The sequence below is a fragment of the Pseudomonas sp. MD330_10 genome (assembly GCF_042610415.1).
Taxonomy (GTDB): domain Bacteria; phylum Pseudomonadota; class Gammaproteobacteria; order Pseudomonadales; family Pseudomonadaceae; genus Aquipseudomonas; species Aquipseudomonas rhodesiae.
The window spans coordinates 195,406-212,124 of sequence record NZ_JBHGZU010000001.1 but is presented as its reverse complement, the minus strand read 5'-3'; the positions used below and the strand labels follow the sequence as shown (position 1 = coordinate 212,124).

The 16,719-nt window shown below is 62.9% G+C and carries 16 protein-coding genes; 7 read left to right on the top strand and 9 right to left on the bottom strand.

Annotated features, from left to right (window positions below; all coding sequences use genetic code 11):
- The first annotated feature begins 70 nt into the window (after window positions 1-70).
- Genes folE2 through ACFZPT_RS00950 form a run of 6 tightly spaced genes read left to right on the top strand, consistent with a single transcriptional unit; the run spans window position 71 to window position 5,280 of the window.
- A complete protein-coding gene (folE2, locus tag ACFZPT_RS00975; RefSeq protein WP_099312946.1) occupies window positions 71-961 on the top strand; it encodes a GTP cyclohydrolase FolE2 in 891 nt (296 codons plus the stop codon).
- Window positions 958-1,626, top strand: coding sequence for a metal ABC transporter ATP-binding protein (locus ACFZPT_RS00970; RefSeq protein ID WP_099312947.1), 669 nt, complete (start codon window positions 958-960; stop codon window positions 1,624-1,626). Before folE2 ends, ACFZPT_RS00970 begins: the two co-directional genes overlap by 4 nt.
- Complete coding sequence (locus ACFZPT_RS00965; protein WP_034115491.1) at window positions 1,626-2,492, top strand: metal ABC transporter permease; 867 nt, start codon at window positions 1,626-1,628, stop codon at window positions 2,490-2,492. The genes ACFZPT_RS00970 and ACFZPT_RS00965 overlap by 1 nt, the downstream gene beginning before the upstream one ends.
- Window positions 2,493-2,503: 11 nt before the next feature.
- The gene (locus ACFZPT_RS00960) at window positions 2,504-3,382 is read left to right on the top strand and encodes a metal ABC transporter substrate-binding protein (protein ID WP_034101564.1); all 879 of its coding nucleotides are present in this window, start codon (window positions 2,504-2,506) and stop codon (window positions 3,380-3,382) included.
- Complete coding sequence (locus tag ACFZPT_RS00955; protein ID WP_099312949.1) at window positions 3,379-3,939, top strand: DapH/DapD/GlmU-related protein; 561 nt, start codon at window positions 3,379-3,381, stop codon at window positions 3,937-3,939. Before ACFZPT_RS00960 ends, ACFZPT_RS00955 begins: the two co-directional genes overlap by 4 nt.
- Before the next feature lie 3 nt (window positions 3,940-3,942).
- Window positions 3,943-5,280 (top strand): dihydroorotase, encoded by a 1,338-nt coding sequence (locus ACFZPT_RS00950; RefSeq protein WP_099312950.1) that lies wholly within the window; start codon window positions 3,943-3,945, stop codon window positions 5,278-5,280.
- Here ACFZPT_RS00950 and ACFZPT_RS00945 read toward each other — a convergent pair.
- Entirely contained in the window at window positions 5,277-5,798 is a 522-nt protein-coding gene (locus ACFZPT_RS00945) for a DUF3617 domain-containing protein (protein ID WP_034101567.1), read from the bottom strand. The two genes, ACFZPT_RS00950 and ACFZPT_RS00945, sit on opposite strands and share 4 nt — an antisense overlap.
- A 131-nt stretch (window positions 5,799-5,929) precedes the next feature.
- Between ACFZPT_RS00945 and cls the strand changes: the two genes are divergently transcribed.
- Window positions 5,930-7,369 carry a cardiolipin synthase gene (cls, locus tag ACFZPT_RS00940; protein ID WP_034101568.1) on the top strand — a complete coding sequence of 480 codons (1,440 nt, stop codon included), beginning with the start codon at window positions 5,930-5,932 and terminating at the stop codon, window positions 7,367-7,369.
- A 61-nt stretch (window positions 7,370-7,430) separates the two neighbouring features.
- On the opposite strand, the gene cfaB is transcribed toward cls, so the two are convergent.
- From cfaB to hflK, 8 genes are all read right to left on the bottom strand, one after another.
- Complete coding sequence (gene cfaB / locus ACFZPT_RS00935) at window positions 7,431-8,615, bottom strand: C17 cyclopropane fatty acid synthase CfaB (RefSeq protein ID WP_034101569.1); 1,185 nt, start codon at window positions 8,613-8,615, stop codon at window positions 7,431-7,433.
- A gap of 85 nt (window positions 8,616-8,700) precedes the next feature.
- Window positions 8,701-9,489, bottom strand: coding sequence for a DNA-binding domain-containing protein (locus ACFZPT_RS00930; RefSeq protein WP_099312951.1), 789 nt, complete (start codon window positions 9,487-9,489; stop codon window positions 8,701-8,703).
- Window positions 9,480-10,325, bottom strand: coding sequence for a DUF692 domain-containing protein (locus ACFZPT_RS00925; RefSeq protein WP_099312952.1), 846 nt, complete (start codon window positions 10,323-10,325; stop codon window positions 9,480-9,482). Before ACFZPT_RS00925 ends, ACFZPT_RS00930 begins: the two co-directional genes overlap by 10 nt.
- 66 nt (window positions 10,326-10,391) lie before the next feature.
- On the bottom strand, window positions 10,392-10,643 hold the full coding sequence (locus ACFZPT_RS00920) for a hypothetical protein (RefSeq protein WP_099312953.1): 252 nt from the start codon (window positions 10,641-10,643) through the stop codon (window positions 10,392-10,394).
- 117 nt (window positions 10,644-10,760) lie between these two features.
- Entirely contained in the window at window positions 10,761-12,647 is a 1,887-nt protein-coding gene (locus ACFZPT_RS00915) for a cation-translocating P-type ATPase (RefSeq protein ID WP_047882293.1), read from the bottom strand.
- Window positions 12,644-13,678, bottom strand: a complete 1,035-nt coding sequence (locus ACFZPT_RS00910; RefSeq protein ID WP_313058072.1) for a protease modulator HflK — start codon at window positions 13,676-13,678, stop codon at window positions 12,644-12,646. The genes ACFZPT_RS00915 and ACFZPT_RS00910 overlap by 4 nt, the downstream gene beginning before the upstream one ends.
- A complete protein-coding gene (gene hflC / locus ACFZPT_RS00905) occupies window positions 13,675-14,667 on the bottom strand; it encodes a protease modulator HflC (RefSeq protein WP_162276721.1) in 993 nt (330 codons plus the stop codon). The genes ACFZPT_RS00910 and hflC overlap by 4 nt, the downstream gene beginning before the upstream one ends.
- Before the next feature lie 9 nt (window positions 14,668-14,676).
- Complete coding sequence (hflK, locus tag ACFZPT_RS00900; protein ID WP_099312955.1) at window positions 14,677-16,602, bottom strand: protease modulator HflK; 1,926 nt, start codon at window positions 16,600-16,602, stop codon at window positions 14,677-14,679.
- Window positions 16,603-16,719: the final 117 nt, after the last annotated feature.

The following is a 16,719-nucleotide window of genomic DNA, read 5'->3' as shown; positions in this document are numbered from 1 at the left end:
TAGAAAATTCATCGTCGACTTGATTGTTATACTATAACATGTCGAATTATTTCCAACGATGGACCTGCTTATGAACGCGCTGACCTTGCCGGACATTGCCGCGCAGGCTTCACGCCAAGCCTTGCCACTCGACTGGGTCGGCATGTGCGGCATTGCCCTGCCAATTCTGATAGACGGCCAGCGCCTGGCCGCCACCGCCGACGCGGGTGTCAGCCTCGACGACGGCACCGCACGCGGCATCCACATGTCACGCCTGTACCTGGCACTGGAGATGCTCGACCAGCAGCCCCTCACCCCTGCACTTCTGCGCACTGTACTGCAGCGTTTTCTCGACAGTCATGAAGGTTTATCTAAGAACGCTTACCTGCGCATCCACACTGATTTGCTGCTCAAGCGCCCAGCGTTGGTCAGCCCTCTGACCGGCTGGAAAAGCTATCCGGTCAGCATCGAAGCGCAGTTGGAAAACCAGATGTTCCACGTGGAACTAAAAATTGACGTCGCGTACTCCTCGACCTGCCCATGCTCGGCCGCGCTCGCCAGGCAGTTGATTCAGCAGCAATTTATCGATGATTTCGCCAACACAGCTTTGCAGCATGCAGACGTACTGACCTGGCTCGGCAGCGCCAAGGGGATTGTCGCCACGCCCCACAGCCAGCGCAGCAGAGCGCAGTTACATGTGCACCTACAAGGTGAGCAACTGCCCTTGGTCGAACTGATCAACGACGTCGAAGCCGCACTCGGCACCGCCGTGCAAACCGCGGTGAAACGCGCCGACGAGCAAGCCTTCGCCCTCGCCAACGGGCAGAACCTGATGTTCTGCGAAGACGCCGCCCGCCGCGTAAACCTCGCCTTGAAACGCTCGGACGCGATCAACGCCTTTCACCTCAAAGTGATCCACGCCGAAAGCCTGCACGCGCACGATGCCGTGGCTGAAAGCCGCTGGACGAGACACTCTGCATGATCACCTGCACCGCTTTGCGCTGGGGCGCGCCCGGCCAACCGCTGACGCCACCTGTGGATTTCACCCTTGAAAAAGGCAGCCTCACCGGCGTGATCGGCGCCAATGGCACCGGCAAGAGCAGCCTGCTCAAAGTCATTGCGGGCCTGCAAAAACCGTTGACCGGTAAGGTCAGCGTGAACGTGCCGCGACGTGGCGGCCTGGCATTCCTGCCGCAGCAACAGCACTTGGACCGGCAGTTTCCCATCAGCCTGCAAGAACTGGTCGCCGCCGGTTTCTGGGGTTTGCAGCTCAGCCCGCAACAGCGCAGCCAGCGCCTGCAAGCCGTACTTGAAGACTGGTGCCTCGGCGGCCTGGAACAGCGCCCGTTAATGGCCTTGTCCGGCGGCCAGTTGCAGCGTGCGCTGCTGGCACGCATGAGCCTGTCGGAGTCGCCGGTGCTGCTGCTCGACGAACCCCACGCCGCCCTTGATGAAGAGGGCCAGGCGCTGTGCTGGAAACACATCCATGCCTGGCACGCGTCGGGCCGCACCTTGGTGGTGGTCTGCCATGACCTGGCATCCGTGCGCCATCACACTCAAAACGTGTTGCAGATCAAAAGCACCGGCTGCTTGTTGGGCCCGAGCAAAGAGCTGATCCGACCCCAGCCCCAAATGCAGGTGGCCTGATGCACTTCGCCGCCCACCTGTGGATGCCATTCTTTGACTTCGTGTTTATGCGCCGCGCACTGATTGGCGGGCTGGTGCTGGCGTGCAGCACCGCGCCGCTGGGCGTGTTCCTGATTCTGCGGCGCATGAGCCTGATCGGTGACGCCGTGGCCCACGGCATCCTGCCCGGCGCTGCTCTGGGGTTTTGGTTCGCCGGTTTGAGCCTGCCGGCGCTGACCCTCGGCGGACTCGGTGCCGGCCTGGGCATGGCCGGATTGTCGGCGTGGATCACCCGCCGCACCGGCCTGCGCGAGGACGCCAGCCTCGCCGCCATCTACCCCATTTCCCTCGCCGCCGGCGTGTTGATCCTCGGCATCGCCGGCAAACGCCTGGACCTGTTGCACCTGTTATTCGGTTCTGCCCTGGCGGTGGATGAAACCACCCTTACCGGCATGCTGTGGGTGTCAGGGTTCAGCCTGATCGCCATGGCGCTGATCTACAAACCGCTGCTGCTGGACACACTCGACCCACTGTTCCTGCAAACCGTCAGCCGCCTCGGCCCTCTGGCTCACGGGCTGTTTTTGACCCTGGTGGTGCTGAACCTGGTGATCGGTTTCCAGGCCATCGGCGCGCTGATGGTGGTGGGGTTGATGATGCTGCCGGCCATCGCTTCACGGTTCTGGAGCCGGCGCCTGCCGGTGTTGATCGCGGTATCGGCGGTGCTGGGATGCCTGTCGGTATGGCTTGGCTTGTTGCTGTCGTTCTACTACTCGTTGCCCAGCGGCCCAGCAATCGTGCTGGTGGCGGGCGCCGGGTACTTGTTGTCCGTGGTCTTCGGTCCGGTGCACGGCTTGCTGCGCCGCCCGCCCCTACTGTCATCCCAATGAGGTGTTTGCCGATGCGCGCTCTACTCGTGCTGTTCAGTTTGCTGCTACCGCTGTCGATGGCCCAGGCCGCCGACAAACTCAAAGTGGTCACCAGTTTCAGTATTCTCGATGACATCACCCACCAGATTGGTGGCGATCACATCCAGATCAGCAATATGGTCGGCCCCGACGCCGACGCCCATACCTACGAGCCCACCCCGGACGATGCCAAGGCGCTGCTTAAAGCCAAGCTGATTATCAAGAACGGCCTGGGCTTCGAGCCGTGGCTGGACCGCCTGGTGGCGAGTACCGAAACCCGGGCCACCGTGGTCACCGCCAGCAAAGGCGTGATCTCTCACACCATGGAAGAAGACGGCGAAACCATCCCCGACCCGCACGCCTGGCACAACCTGGCCAACGCCGAAATCTATGTGAACAACATCACCAAGGCGCTGATAGCCGCCGACCCGGCCAACCAAGCCGATTACCAGCGCAACAGCCAAGCCTATCTGAAACAAATCTACCGCCTTCTGGCCGAAGCCAAAGCCAAGTTCGGCGCGCTACCGCCGGGTAATCGCCGCATCGTCACCTCCCATGATGCCTTCGGTTACCTGGGCCAGGCCTATGGCATTCAGTTCCTCGCCCCCCAAGGTTTGTCCACCGAGCGGGAGCCTTCCGCAGCCGAAGTCGCCGCGCTGATTACGCAGATTCGCAAGGACAAGGTCAAAGCGGTGTTTATGGAGAACATCAAGGACGCGCGCCTGCTCAAGCAGATCGCCGACGAAAGCGGCGCGCAGATCGGCGGGACGCTGTACTCCGACGCCCTCGCCGCCGAAGGCCCGGCCAGCACCTTCATCGGGCTGTTCGAATACAACCTCAACACCCTGTGCAACACATTGGACAAGCCATGATCCGTAAGAACCCTTCAGGCGATCTGCCGGTAATTGCCGAATCGGCCTACGTGGATAAAACCGCGATCATCTGCGGCAAGGTGATCATCGGCGAGAACGTATTCGTCGGCCCTTACGCCGTGATCCGCGCCGATGAGGTCAATGCCAGCGGCGCCATGGACCCGATCACCATCGGCGCCAACTCCAATATCCAGGACGGGGTGGTGATCCACTCCAAGTCCGGCGCGGCGGTGACCATCGGCGAGTTCACCTCCATCGCCCACCGCTCCATCGTCCACGGGCCTTGCACCGTGGGCGACCGCGTGTTCATCGGCTTCAACAGCGTGTTGTTCAACTGCGCAGTGGGTGACGGCTGCGTGGTGCGGCATAACTCGGTGGTCGACGGCCGCGATTTACCGGACGCCTTCTACGTACCCTCCACCACCCGCATCGGCCCGCACACCGACCTGTCGCAGTTCCCGCCGGTCAGCATCAGTGCCTCGGAATTTTCCGAAGACGTGGCGCGCACCAATGTCGATCTGGTGCGCGGCTACAAAGCCCTGCAAAACGAGTTCTGAACCATGAGCCGCCTGCTGATTCGCAACGCACGCCTGGTCAACGAAGGCCAGGTCCGAGACGCCGATGTGCTGGTCGCCAACGGCCGCATCGAAAAGATCGCCAACAGCATCACCGGCTGTAACGCCGCCGTGGCGATCGACGCGCAGGGCCAGTGGCTGCTGCCCGGCATGATCGATGACCAGGTGCATTTCCGTGACCCCGGTGCGCCGGACAAAGGTAGTTTCTACAGTGAATCGCGGGCGGCGGTGGCCGGGGGTATCACCAGCTTTATGGACATGCCCAACACCTCCCCCGCCACCTTGAACCTGGCGGCCCTGGCCGACAAAAAGCGCCGCGCGGGGCTGCATTCGGTGGCCAACTATGGCTTTCACTTTGGCGTCAGCCACGACAACCTCGATAAGGTTGCCGCTCTCGACCCGCGCGAGGTCGCCGGGGTCAAAGTGTTTATGGGTGCCTCAACGGGCAATATGCTGGTGGACGACCCGCGGATTCTGGAGCGGCTGTTCGCCCAAGTGCCGACTCTTCTGCTCGCCCATTGCGAACACAGCCCCAGCATCCAGGCCAATGAGCAGCGCCTGCGCGAACGCTTCGGCGATGGGATCCCAGCGGTGGCGCACCCGCTGATCCGCGATGCCGAGGCGTGCTATCGCTCGTCGTCTTATGCGGTGGAGCTGGCCAGGCGGTACGGCACGCGGCTACACGTGCTGCACCTGACCAGCGCCCGCGAGCTGGCGTTGTTCGAAGACAAACCCCTGACGGAAAAACGCATCACCGCCGAAGTGTGCCTGCACCATCTGATATTTGATGACCGCGACTATCACCGCCTCGGCCATCAAATCAAATGCAACCCAGCGATCAAGACTCGCGCCGACCGCGACGCACTGCGCCAGGCCTTACTCAGTGATCGTCTGGATGTGATTGGCAGTGACCATGCGCCGCATACCTGGGCACAGAAACAGTTGGGTTATCGCGAGGCGCCGGCGGGCTTGCCTCTGGTGCAGCATGCGCTGCCGGCGTTGATGGAATTGGTGGCCGATGGGCTATTGCCGTTGACCACGCTGGTGGCCAAAACCAGCCACCGAGTGGCCGATCTTTTCGCCATCCCGGATCGAGGCTATGTGCGTGAAGGCTATTGGGCCGACTTGGTGCTGATCAAACCTGAGCCACAAGGCAAGCCGGTCAGTGAGGAACCGATCCTGGCCCGCTGCGGCTGGACGCCCTTCGCCGAGCGCCGCTTTCGCCACAGCGTCAGTACCACGTTAGTCTCCGGCCACCTGGCGTGGCACAACGGCCAGGTGGTCGACAGTTGCCAAGGCTTGCCGCTGTACTTCCAGCGTTAGGCGCGCGGCTTGACGGTGCCGCAGTCGTTGCCCAGCCATTGGGCATGGCTGTCCAGGCTGCCCTTTTGTTGCACGCCGGTGGCATTGAAAGTGCCATTGACGGTGGTGGTGAATTCTTTCTGGCTCTGGAAGGTGGCCACGCCCGTACCCTGGGCTTTGGGGCAACTGAAGCGGAATTTCCACTGGTTGCCGGTCTTGTCGGTCACTTCCTGGCGGCAGCCCGATTGTGGGTCGGTCAGGGGGATCGAATCGGACGCCACCTGCGCCGGCGTCAGACACACCTGCACGCCTTTACCGGCCATGGTGATGCCCTGTTTTTCCAGCATGGCGCGCTGTTCGGGGGTCATCTGTTGCTTGAGCTGGCCGAGGATCAGCGACAGATCCGGCAGCTCCTGGTTATCGACTTTCATATTGCTGGTGGTCACTTCCCACAAGCCCGGCGCCAACATCTGGGCCTGCGCCGCCACGGGCAACGACAAACCAACAACCATGGTCATACACAGCAGACGAGCATTCATCGGGTAACTCCTGGGTAAAGGTGGAGCGTTAGACGCCGCAAAACAGCCAGTGTTGCACGGCAAATAAAATAGCGACATTCGTGGCCGAACATGGTCTGTTAGGCACTGGATTGCCTGGAGTAACGTCGTCCATGGATTTTTTTGGCCCGCACCTGCTGGCGTACTTTATCGCCACCCTGCACTTCTTCGGCACCCTCGCCGCGATCCATGCGGTGCTGACCGTCCGGACCGCCCAAGGCTCCATCGCCTGGGCCTTGTCGCTGATGTTCATGCCGTACCTGACCCTGATCCCTTACCTGATTTTCGGCCGCAGCACCTTCGATGCGTATATCCAGGCGCGCCGCCAGGCCAACCAGGAAATGCACAGCGCCATCGCCGCGCTCAACTGGCGCCCGTGGGTCGAGGAAGCACTGGCCGCGCGTCACTCCAACGCCTACGGGTCATTGCGCGCCATGCCCAAACTGGGCCGCATGCCGTGCCTGGCCAATAACCAAGTACAACTGCTGGTCAATGGGGATGCTACTTTCAGCGCGATCTTCGACGCCATCCGCAACGCCAAGTCCGCTGTGCTGTTCCAGTTTTTCATCATTCATGACGATGAACTTGGCCGGCAATTGCACGCCCTGTTGAAGGAAAAGTCCGCGCAAGGCGTGGCCATTCATGTGCTGTACGACCGCATCGGCAGCCACGCCCTGCCCCATCACTACGTGCAATCACTGCGTGACGCGGGTGTGCAGATCAAAGCCTTCGCCACCCGCAGCGGCTGGCTCAACCGCTTCCAGGTCAACTTCCGCAACCATCGCAAGATCGTGGTAGTGGACGGCATCACGGGGTTTGTCGGCGGGCACAACGTGGGGGACGAATACTTGGGCAAAAAGCCGCCGCTGGCACCGTGGCGTGACACCCATGTGCAAGTCACCGGCCCGGTGGTGGCATGCCTGCAGGAATCGTTTGCCGAGGACTGGTTCTGGGCCGCGCGGGAACTGCCGCCGCTGATCCTGCCGGATACCTATCCCGAGGACGGCGTGCTCTGCCAATTGCTGTCCAGCGGTCCGGCCGACCCGTACGAAACCTGCTCACTGTTTTTCGTCGAGGCGATTCACGCCGCCACCGAACGGGTGTGGATCACCAGTCCGTATTTCATCCCCGACGAGGCCGTGTTCGCCGCCCTGCGCCTGGCGGTGTTGCGCGGCGTGGATGTGCGCCTGCTGCTGCCATCGCGCCCCGACCATCGCATCGTCTACGCCGCCTCTAGCCTGTACGCGATTGAAGCCGTGCGCGCCGGGGTGCGCGTGTTCCGCTATACCCCCGGTTTTCTGCATCAGAAAGTGGTACTGGTGGATGGCGAAATCAGCGCCATCGGCAGTGCGAATATGGACAACCGTTCGTTCCGCCTGAATTTCGAAGTGATGCTGCTGACCGTCGACGAAGCCTTCGCCCAGCAGGTGGAGCAGATGTTGCTCGACGATTTCGCCCAAGCCCATGAAGTCAGCCAGGAAGAAAGCCGCGAAACCCGCCAGTTGCAGCATTTGGGAATGCGCGTCGCGCGCTTGATCTCACCGATTCTCTAACTGCCAACACGGTAGAAAATGGTGGGAGGGGCTTGCCCCCTCCCCCCTCTGTATCACCGGTTCAGCGGTAGATATCTTCCCGCGTCCACGGCAGTTCATGACTGCCATCGGCATGGGGTTTGACCGCCAGGATCTGGTGCAGGTTGATCCAGCCCCGGGCGAACGCATAAGCACAGCCCGCCAGGTACAGCCGCCAGATACGCAGTGCCTGTTCCGGCACCATTTTGGCTGCGGCTTCCAGGTTGTCTTCCAGGCGCTCGCTCCAGTGGTCCAGCGTGCGCGCGTAGTGCAGGCGCAGGCTCTCGACATCGACCACTTCCAGCCCCACTTCGCTGAGCTCGGCGGTCATCATCGCCAGATGCGGCAGCTCGCCATTGGGGAACACGTAGCGCTCGATAAAATCACCCGCGCCACGCCCGACCGGGCGGCCATCGGTGTGCTTGGCGGTGATGCCGTGGTTCATCACCAGGCCGCCTTCACGCACGGCGCCGAACAAGGTCTTGCAGTATTGCGCCAGGTTGGCGTGGCCAACGTGTTCGAACATTCCCACGCTGACCACTTTGTCGAAGCGGCCATCCTGGGGCAGATCGCGGTAGTCGAGCAGTTGCAGGTCAACCTGACCCTGCAAACCCTCGGCCTTGACCCGCTCCCTGGCCAGTTGTAATTGCTCTTTGCTCAGGGTGATGCCGTACACCTTGACCCCAAACTCCCGCGCCGCAAACCGCGCCAGCCCACCCCAGCCGCAACCAACATCCAGTAGGTATTCGCCCGGCTGCAACCGCAGCTTGCGGCATAGGTGGCGGAATTTGTCCTGTTGGGCCTGGTCGATGGATTCGCTGCCGGTTTCGAAATAACCGCAGGAGTACGCCATGTCCTGATCGAGCCACAGCTGATAGAAGGCGTTGGACAGGTCGTAATGGTAGGAAATGGCCGCTGCGTCTGTGGCCTTGTCGTGGATCGAGCGCACCGGACGACTGCCTTCGTCGTCATCGACCAAGGCGTGACTTAACTCGTCGCACACCCGGATCACTTCGGTGATGGAGCCTTCAAGCTCCAATTTGCCCACCACAAAGGCTTCGCCCAAGGTATCGAGCGTGGGATGGGAAAGCTGAGACACGACCGTGGGGTCCTTGACCACGATGGTGACGCTGGGCTCTGGGCCCAAGTTGAATTCATGGCCATCCCAGAGTCGAAGACGCAGCGGCAGCTGAAGATTCTGTAAGGCCGGTGGAAGTTGCGCGAGCATGAGTAGTCCCCCCTTGTTTCAGACGTCTGCTGTGAGGGTAGACCATCTCAAGACGCGTAGGAGGCTATCGATTAATAGCGCCTGACTATGCCGCTCGATACTGCAGCAAACCGTCCTGGACCCACTGTTTCAGCCATGTAACAGCCTGCAATGGGGCACCCTCTGCATAAGTGACTGCCAGTTGGGCACACAGTTCTGCAAAACACCCACCGGTCGTCACCATGGCCGCCAGGGCGCTGGCTTCCGCCGGCTCCAGCGTGCGGTAGCGACACACCTGTTCATGGCGCCATACCAGGCAGGTCTGCGCAGGTTCCACCGCATGGCTGCCCGGAAAGTCACCGTTATCTTTGGCCGCGCGCCAGATTGCCAGGGAATTGAAATGGCAATCCAGTTGCTGCACCGACGGAACCCACGCCACTTGCAGCCCCGGCCACGCCTGCGGCGGTAGCTCGGCCATGTCCGCCAGGGTCAACGGCTCGCCATGGGGCGCATCGAAGGCCAGAGTAAACGCCCATTCCAAACGGGCCAGTTCGGCCAGCGGCGCGCCGTGTTCTTGCGCCAGGTGCTCAAGGATAAACCTCGCGAACCGCTCACCGAGCCAGCGCAAACTGTAATGCTCGGACGGATAACGCCGCACATAAGCGCCGGCCAGCGCGGCAAACTCATCATCCCCTAACCAGTAGCGCACGGCGCTGAAATCATGCCGCAGCACGTCCAACAGGCGCGCGCGATAAGCGTTGTGGTAGATCGCCAAGCCCGTGTCCACATCCAGGCTCGGCCCGCCGCGCAATGTTGCGGCAAACCCTTGGTCGAGCGCTGGCGCGTCGTTGAGCAGGTGCGCCTCGAACGCCAGCTGCCAGTCGGTCAGGCGCATAAGGCCCTCCCGGCCAAGGCGGAAGCGCCTAATTGGCGCGCCTTAGCCAATTCGTCGAGCAGTTCCTGAAACGGCGGGAAATGGTCATCGCGTTCCAATAAGGTCGACACCGGCCCGATGTGCGCGAGGGTTTGTTGATACAGCGCCCACACCGGATCACACACCGGGTGGTCATGGGTATCGACCACGTAATCGCCGTAATCGCGGTGCCCGGCCAGGTGCAATTGGCGGATGCTCTGCGGCGGCAGGTTACGGATAAAGGTCCACGGGTCGAACCCATGGTTACGCGCGCTGACATAGACGTTGTTCACGTCCAGCAGCAATTGGCACCCCGACAAATGGGCCAGGGCATTGAGGAATTCCCACTCGCTGAACTCATCGGCTTTGGCACGCACATAGCTGGAGACGTTTTCCAACACCAAAGGCCGCTGCAATACGTCCTGCACCTGACGAACGCGGCCGGCCACGTAATAGAGACTTTCTTCGGTGTAGGGCAACGGCAACAGGTCATGCAACTGGTGCGCGTTGCCGCGGCTCCAGCACAAATGGTCGGACACCCATGCCGGCTGGATGCGCTCGGCGAGCTGTTTGATCTGCTTCAGATAATCGAAATCGAGGGCATGGGGCCCACCGATGGACAGGGACACGCCGTGCATCACCAATGGGTAGCGCTCAGCGATGGCGTCCAGGTAATACAAGGCTTTGCCACCCTGCACCAGGTAATTCTCGGAGATCACTTCAAACCAATCCACCGCAGGGGATTGCTCAAGAATCTGTTCGTAATATTCGTTGCGTAGACCCAGGCCGTAACCCAGGAAGGGAAGAGAGGTGGGCATCATGGACTCCGGAAAAAAGTGTCCGCAGCGGTAGCAAAACACGCTGCGGGAGCACTTGGCTTGCGTTTATTCGCCGACTTTGCCGCCCGCCTTATCGCATTCCGCCTTGGTCATGGACTTGAAACCGTGGCCCTTGCACACCGCCTGGCCTTTGCAGGCGTTTTCCGCGGTCTTGCAGTCGTTCATGCCTTTGCAAGACGTGACTCCGTAGCAATGCACCTGAGCATCAGCCGCTTGTGCCTGGGTGGCGACACCGGCAAACATGGAAGCGGCGGCGATCGCCAGGGCAGCACCGGAAACGGCTTGTTTGATATTCATGGGGTCATCCTCATTGTTCAGTTGGGAAGTCGGCCGAGCACTGCGCTCGGTCCTGACATGCCACTAGAGTGAGGCCCCCCATCGGCGTTACAGCCGCTCGCATGTATTTCTGAAAATTTATTCTTCCGGTTTCAGCAGCGGCTCCTGAAACCGCAGCAAACGCCCGGCATTGCCCAGTACCAGTAGCGTGCTGAGGTTATGCAACAGCGCCGCAATCATCGCCCCCGCTGCACCCAACCAGCCGAAGGCCGCGAACACGACGATGGCCAGCGTCCAGCCCAGGCCGATGATCACATTGACCTGCAATGTCTGCCGGCACTGGCGACTCAAGCGCACACAGGTGCCCAAGCGCCGCAGATCGCTGCCGATCAGCACCACGTCCGCCGAGGCCAGCGCGATATCCGCCCCGCCCGCGCCCATGGCCACGCCGACCACGCCGGCCTTGAGCGCCAGGCTGTCGTTGATGCCGTCACCCACCACCATTGGCCGGAAGCCGCTATCGATCTCGGCCAGCACGCGGTTGAGCTTGTCCTCCGGCAGCGCCTGGGCGGCGACATCACTGATGCCCACCTCCAACGCCAGGCTGTCGGCGACACTCTGGCGATCGCCCGTTAGCAGCAACTGACGCCCCAGGCCCAGCTCGCGCAGCTCTTGCAGGGCCTGGCGGGCCTCCGGTTTGACGCTGTCGGCCAGCAGCAGCCAGGCCAAAAATTGCCCGTTCAGCGCCAGCCCGGCAATCGGGCCGTCATGGGTCGGCACTGCGGTGGTCACGATGCCCAATTGCTCGAACAACTCAGGGCGTCCCAAAGCCGCTTCGCCCTCCTCGGTCTGTGCCACCACGCCCAGGCCCTGGCGTTCGCGGATGTCGGTCAACACCCACATCTGTTCCTGCGTCGCCAACCCCGCCAACGCCCGGCTGACCGGATGGCTGCTGGCCGAGCCCAGGCTGGCTGCCAGGTTCAGCAACACCTGCCGATCGGGCGCAGTGGTTTCGATGGATTGCAGGCGCAGGGTGCCAAAGGTCAGGGTGCCGGTCTTGTCGACCACCAGGGACGTCAGGTCCGCCAATTCCTCTAGAAATGCCGAGCTGCGAATCAAAATCCCGTGGCGCGCCGCCACGGCAATCCCGGCAATCGCCGTGGCCGGTGCCGACAACACCAACGCACACGGGCACGCCGCCACCAGCACGGCGAGCATCGCCTGGGCGTCGTTGGTCACAAACCAAGTGACCGCTGCCAACAGCAACACCAGCACCATGTAACTGCCCGCATAGCGCTCCAGCAGCCGCGTGATCGGCGGCTTGGAGCGTTCCGCGTTCTGCATCAATGCAATGACTTTGCCCAAGGTCGACTCATGACCGGTACGCGTCACTTCAAGACGCAACAAGCCATCTAGATTGATCGCCCCGCCAAACACCTGCACACCGGCGCTGGCCTCCAGTGGCACCGATTCACCGGTGATGGGCGCCGTGTCCAGGCTGGCCTGGCCCGACAGCACCACGCCATCGGCTGGCACCCGGTCGCCCGCGCGCACTTCGACGATATCGCCGGTGTTCAGCGTGCCGTTGTCCACTTCCTGAATGCTGCCGTCGGCCTGCACAAGCCGCGCGTGGCTGCGGGTCAGCTTGCCCAGGGCGTGGATCGCCTCTTGGGAGCCGATCACACTGCGTTCTTCCAACACATGGCCGAAAATCATGATGATCGGCAGCAACGCCGCGGTCAGCAGATCGCCGGTGGCCCAGGCGCCGAGCATCGCCAAGGCGATCAGTTGGTCGGTGATGCCATGCAGGCTGGGAAAACGCAGGCTGTACCAGGCCGAACGCATCACCGGCACCGCCACCAGCAGCGAGGCCACGCCCAGCAGCAACTGGCTCACCCCGCTCTGGTCCGGCGCCAGCCAGCGCCACACCAAGCCCAGGATCAATAAGCCCAGCGCCAGCATCGCCAGGGTCAATTGCCGCGCTGCGCTGCGCTGCTCGGCGGACGTCAGCATGGGTGCGCTCATTGTTCGGCTCCCTGGATGATCAAGCGGGAATCGTCTTTAGGATCGACCGTGGTCACGGAGCCGGCCTGGCCAAGTATTTTCGGCAGACGCTCGCGGTACAGGCGCAACAGCAGGCCAGGATCTTTGACCTGGGCCAGGCTGGCCACCGTAGCGGTTTGCGCCTGGGCATTGGCCAAGCGTTCGCTGGCCTGGGCGTGGGCCACTTGCACCAACCGGTCGGCTTGCTGAGTGGCAGCCTGGGTGAGTTTCTCGGCTTCGGTGCGCGCATTCGCCACGGCTTTATCGGCCTGTTGGCTCGCGGTGAGCACCGCGTTGAAGGCATTGACCGCCGGGCCCGGCAGGCTCGATTGCACGTCCACACGGGTGACTTCGATACCCAGGCCTAGCCCGCTGGCGGTCAACTCGGCCAGGCGTTTGTTGATGCCTTGCACCAAATCGCCGCGCAAGCGCTCGCGGCGTTCGGCGGCGCCGTTGTCACTGCCGATCAATTCCGGGCGGGCCACCAGGATCGTGTCCAAGTCCCGCGCCGCCGTCAGCGCCACCGCGCTGCGGGTCACCAGGCGATCCAGCGCGGGCAGCACATGTTCGCCCTGCAATACAAAGGCATAGGGTTCGGTGACCTTGTAGAACACCCGCACATCCAGTTGCACCACGCCGGCATCGCCGGTCAACAGATAACCGGAACCGGCCAAAGCGTCGCTGAGCGGCGTGGCGAAACTGGCCACGCGGTCGGCCTGGAGTGCCGCGTCCGAACGCAACAACCCTTCCACCCGACGCTCGATCACGCGATCCGCCGCCGGCAGCAACACCACCTGTTCGAACGGCTGCGGCCAGGCCAGCAACAACCCGGCATTCTGGATGCGGTCCAGCGCGCCGAAGTGCAACACCACCGCGCGATTCTGCGGGTCGATCTGACGCACATTGGAAAACGCCCAGGCCAACGCCGCCAGCACCGTCACCGCGTACAGCGCCATAAAGGTCAAGCGCCCGGCCTGGATCCAGGGGCTGTCCGGGCTGCCACGCTCGGTCATGGCTGAACATCCTTGGGCCCGTCCACCAGCGCGCGAAACGGCGCGGCATCGGTGCGCAGGATGATTTTGCTGCCCGGCGTGACCACCGTGCCCAGGGTGTCGAGCGAGCGCAGCAGGTTATATAGCTGCGGATTGCTGGCGTAGGCGCGCCCGTAGATCTGCGCCGCTTCGACCCGCGATTGGGCTTCGATATCGGCGGCCTTGACCGTGGCATCCGCTTGCACGATCCGTGCGTCACGCTCGGCGGCCGAACGGATCTGCGCCGCTTCACGCTTGCCCACGGCGGTACGTTCGGTGGCGATGGTTTCACGCTCGGCGCGCATGCGGTCGACGGTGGCGGTGAGGGTCACCGACGGCAAGGTCAGCCGTTCGACCCCAACCTGCGCGACGCGCACGCCGTACGTGGCGAGCAATTGTTGATCGATCTGCTGGCGCAACTGCGCCTCGAAATCGGCGATGCGCACCTGGCCGGCGTCGGTGTTGACCAGGCTGGACAGGTCGAAACTGGCGGCGGTGGTTTCCAGCGCCGAACCGACAAACGTACGAATCTGCCGCGCGGCTTCATCCGGTTGGTTCTGTACCGCGCGCATAAAGCGCTGCACATGCTCGGCGTCACCCTGCACCTGCCAGGCCACGTAGGCTTGCACGATGATGCGCAGGCCATCGCGCGTACCCACATCCTGCAAACCGCTGGAAGTGGTGCGCAGGCGCAGGTCCACCGGGATCGCCGCTTCGAACGGCGCCGGCCAGCGCCAGCCCAGGCCAGGTTCCAGCAATACCCGCGACGGGTTGCCGAAGCGGGTGATCACCGTGGCCTCGCCGGAACGCACCTGCACCAGGCTTGCCGCCGCCAGCGCAAACAGCACCAGCAACGCGGCCCAGCCCATGCGCCGCCAAGGGAACGGGCCGGCGGCATGTTCCTCGCCATGGTGATGGTGGTGATGATGGCCGTGGTGATGACCGTGATCGTGGGAATGAGCGCTCAACAAACAGACTCCTTATTGCACGGCTTTACGCGGCGCCATGGGGTCGGCCGGCAAAGTGAAAGAACGCAGATCGATGGTCGGCGCGCCATCGGCGCCCAGACGGTGATCCAGAATGAGCAACTTGGCGTGGGCCAGGCCCTGGCTGAGCTGGCTGAAATACTGCTCCAGCACAAACGCCCGGCCCGCCGTGGCATAGGCCTTTTGTTCGGCCGTGAATCGCAGGTCCGCGGCCTGTGCAGCGGCATTCACTTCACGAGCGCTGGCCTGGGCCTGGTCACGGGCGGTGCTGGCTTGCAGTTGGGCCTGATTGGTCTGCTCGCTGGCGGCGCCGCGTTCGCGGGCAATCAGGGCCTGGGCTCCGATCTGCGCGGCCTGTACGGCGTGGTAGGCGTTGGCGGCGCCGGCCGGCGGGTGGATGGCTTCCACCACCGTGGCAAGGATTTCCACCCCGCTGTTCAGACGCTGCAAATCTACTTGCACGGCGCGGCCGATTTCATCCGCCAGGCGGGTGCGCTGCTCACCGAGCAATTCATCGAGGGTGCGCGAGGCAAACTCATGCACGAGGATGCGGCTGGCGGTGCTGCGGATCAGCGTCGGCACATCCGCGCTGTTATAGGTAGCGGCGAGCGCAGCCTGGTCGCTGAGGCCGATACGGTAGACGAAACGCACGTCCATATTGACGATCTGAAAGCCCTGGGTGTCGCCCCGACGGCTGGCGATGACCTGGGATTTGTCGTTCACATGGCTGGCGTCCCAAAGACGATTGGCAATCAGCGGCGGCGGCCCTTCGGCGGACGCCAGTACCGGGGCGGCGGCGTCGCTGGCGCTGGTCGCCAGCTCATGCACCACGCCGTTTTCCACCGGCAACACACGCCCCAATGGCCAGGGCAATCCGGCGTGCAGCCCGGGGCCGAACACCTCGACCGGTTTACCGAAGCGCTCATAAATCCCGCGGCCTTGCAGCGGGACTTCATGCACGCCGGTCAACGCCCAGCCAATCGCCAGCACCACCAGTAACACCGGTAAAAACGCGCGGCGCATATAGGTAAATGCCCAGATCTGGCGCAGATCGATGCCGAAGCGGTTGTGCAATTCGTGCTGCAGCGCCAGCAACGGGCGCGGCGGCCAACGCAGCAGATCGGCGATAAAGCTCTGCGCCAGCAGGCGCGGTTCCAGCCGTGGCTGGCGCGGGCTGAACAGCGACAGCACGGCCCTGAGCAAAAACTCCAGCGCCACCAGCGCCGGCAACAACCCAATAAGGGTCGCCAGACGCAGCGGCCACACCGATGCCTCACTGGCAAACAGCAGGCAAACCGCACTGATCACCAGGCAACCGATCGCCACCCGGCACAATTGCGCCAGCTGCGCGGCTTCTGGCCATTGCGCGGCGGTTTCCTGAGCCAACCGACGCTCGAACACCAGCACGCCAAATGCCAGGGCCAAGGCCAGCGCTGCGCCGATACTGGCGGATTGGCCGACCTGGGCGGCCGGCAACGTCAGGTTCCAGAACTCCACCACGCTGATCAGCGCCAGCAGCGACCAACCGCACAGCCACAACACCGGCGTACCGACCTGCGCCAGTAGCCCGCTACCGAAGCGCTCGAACAGCCGCGCCGACCAGCCGTTGGGCGCCTCGGAGGAGGCGATGGGCTCAGCTGTCGTCGGCTCCAGCGCCTGCGCGCGCCAATCCGCCACCCACCATGCCGATTGCAACCCAGCCACCAGCACCAGCAACGCCAAAGCGCAATTGATCAACACCACCGGCCAGATCGACAGCGGCGCAAACAGCGCGACAAACAACGCCAGTATCCAGCCGGTCACCGCCAGCACCGTCAGGCTGATACCGGCCTGGCGCAATCGACGGGCATGGAACAGCCCCTGCTGAAAACGCGGCAGGCCCTCCACCGAGTCGCCGTCAGCTTCTAGATCCACTTGCATCCCAACACGCCTGCTCGTACACAATTCGTTACGATATAACACAGAGCGTGAAATTTTTGTTCGCTTTGGGAGGGGCTTGCCCCCGATGAGGTTGGGTCAGCCTACACATGCATCGAC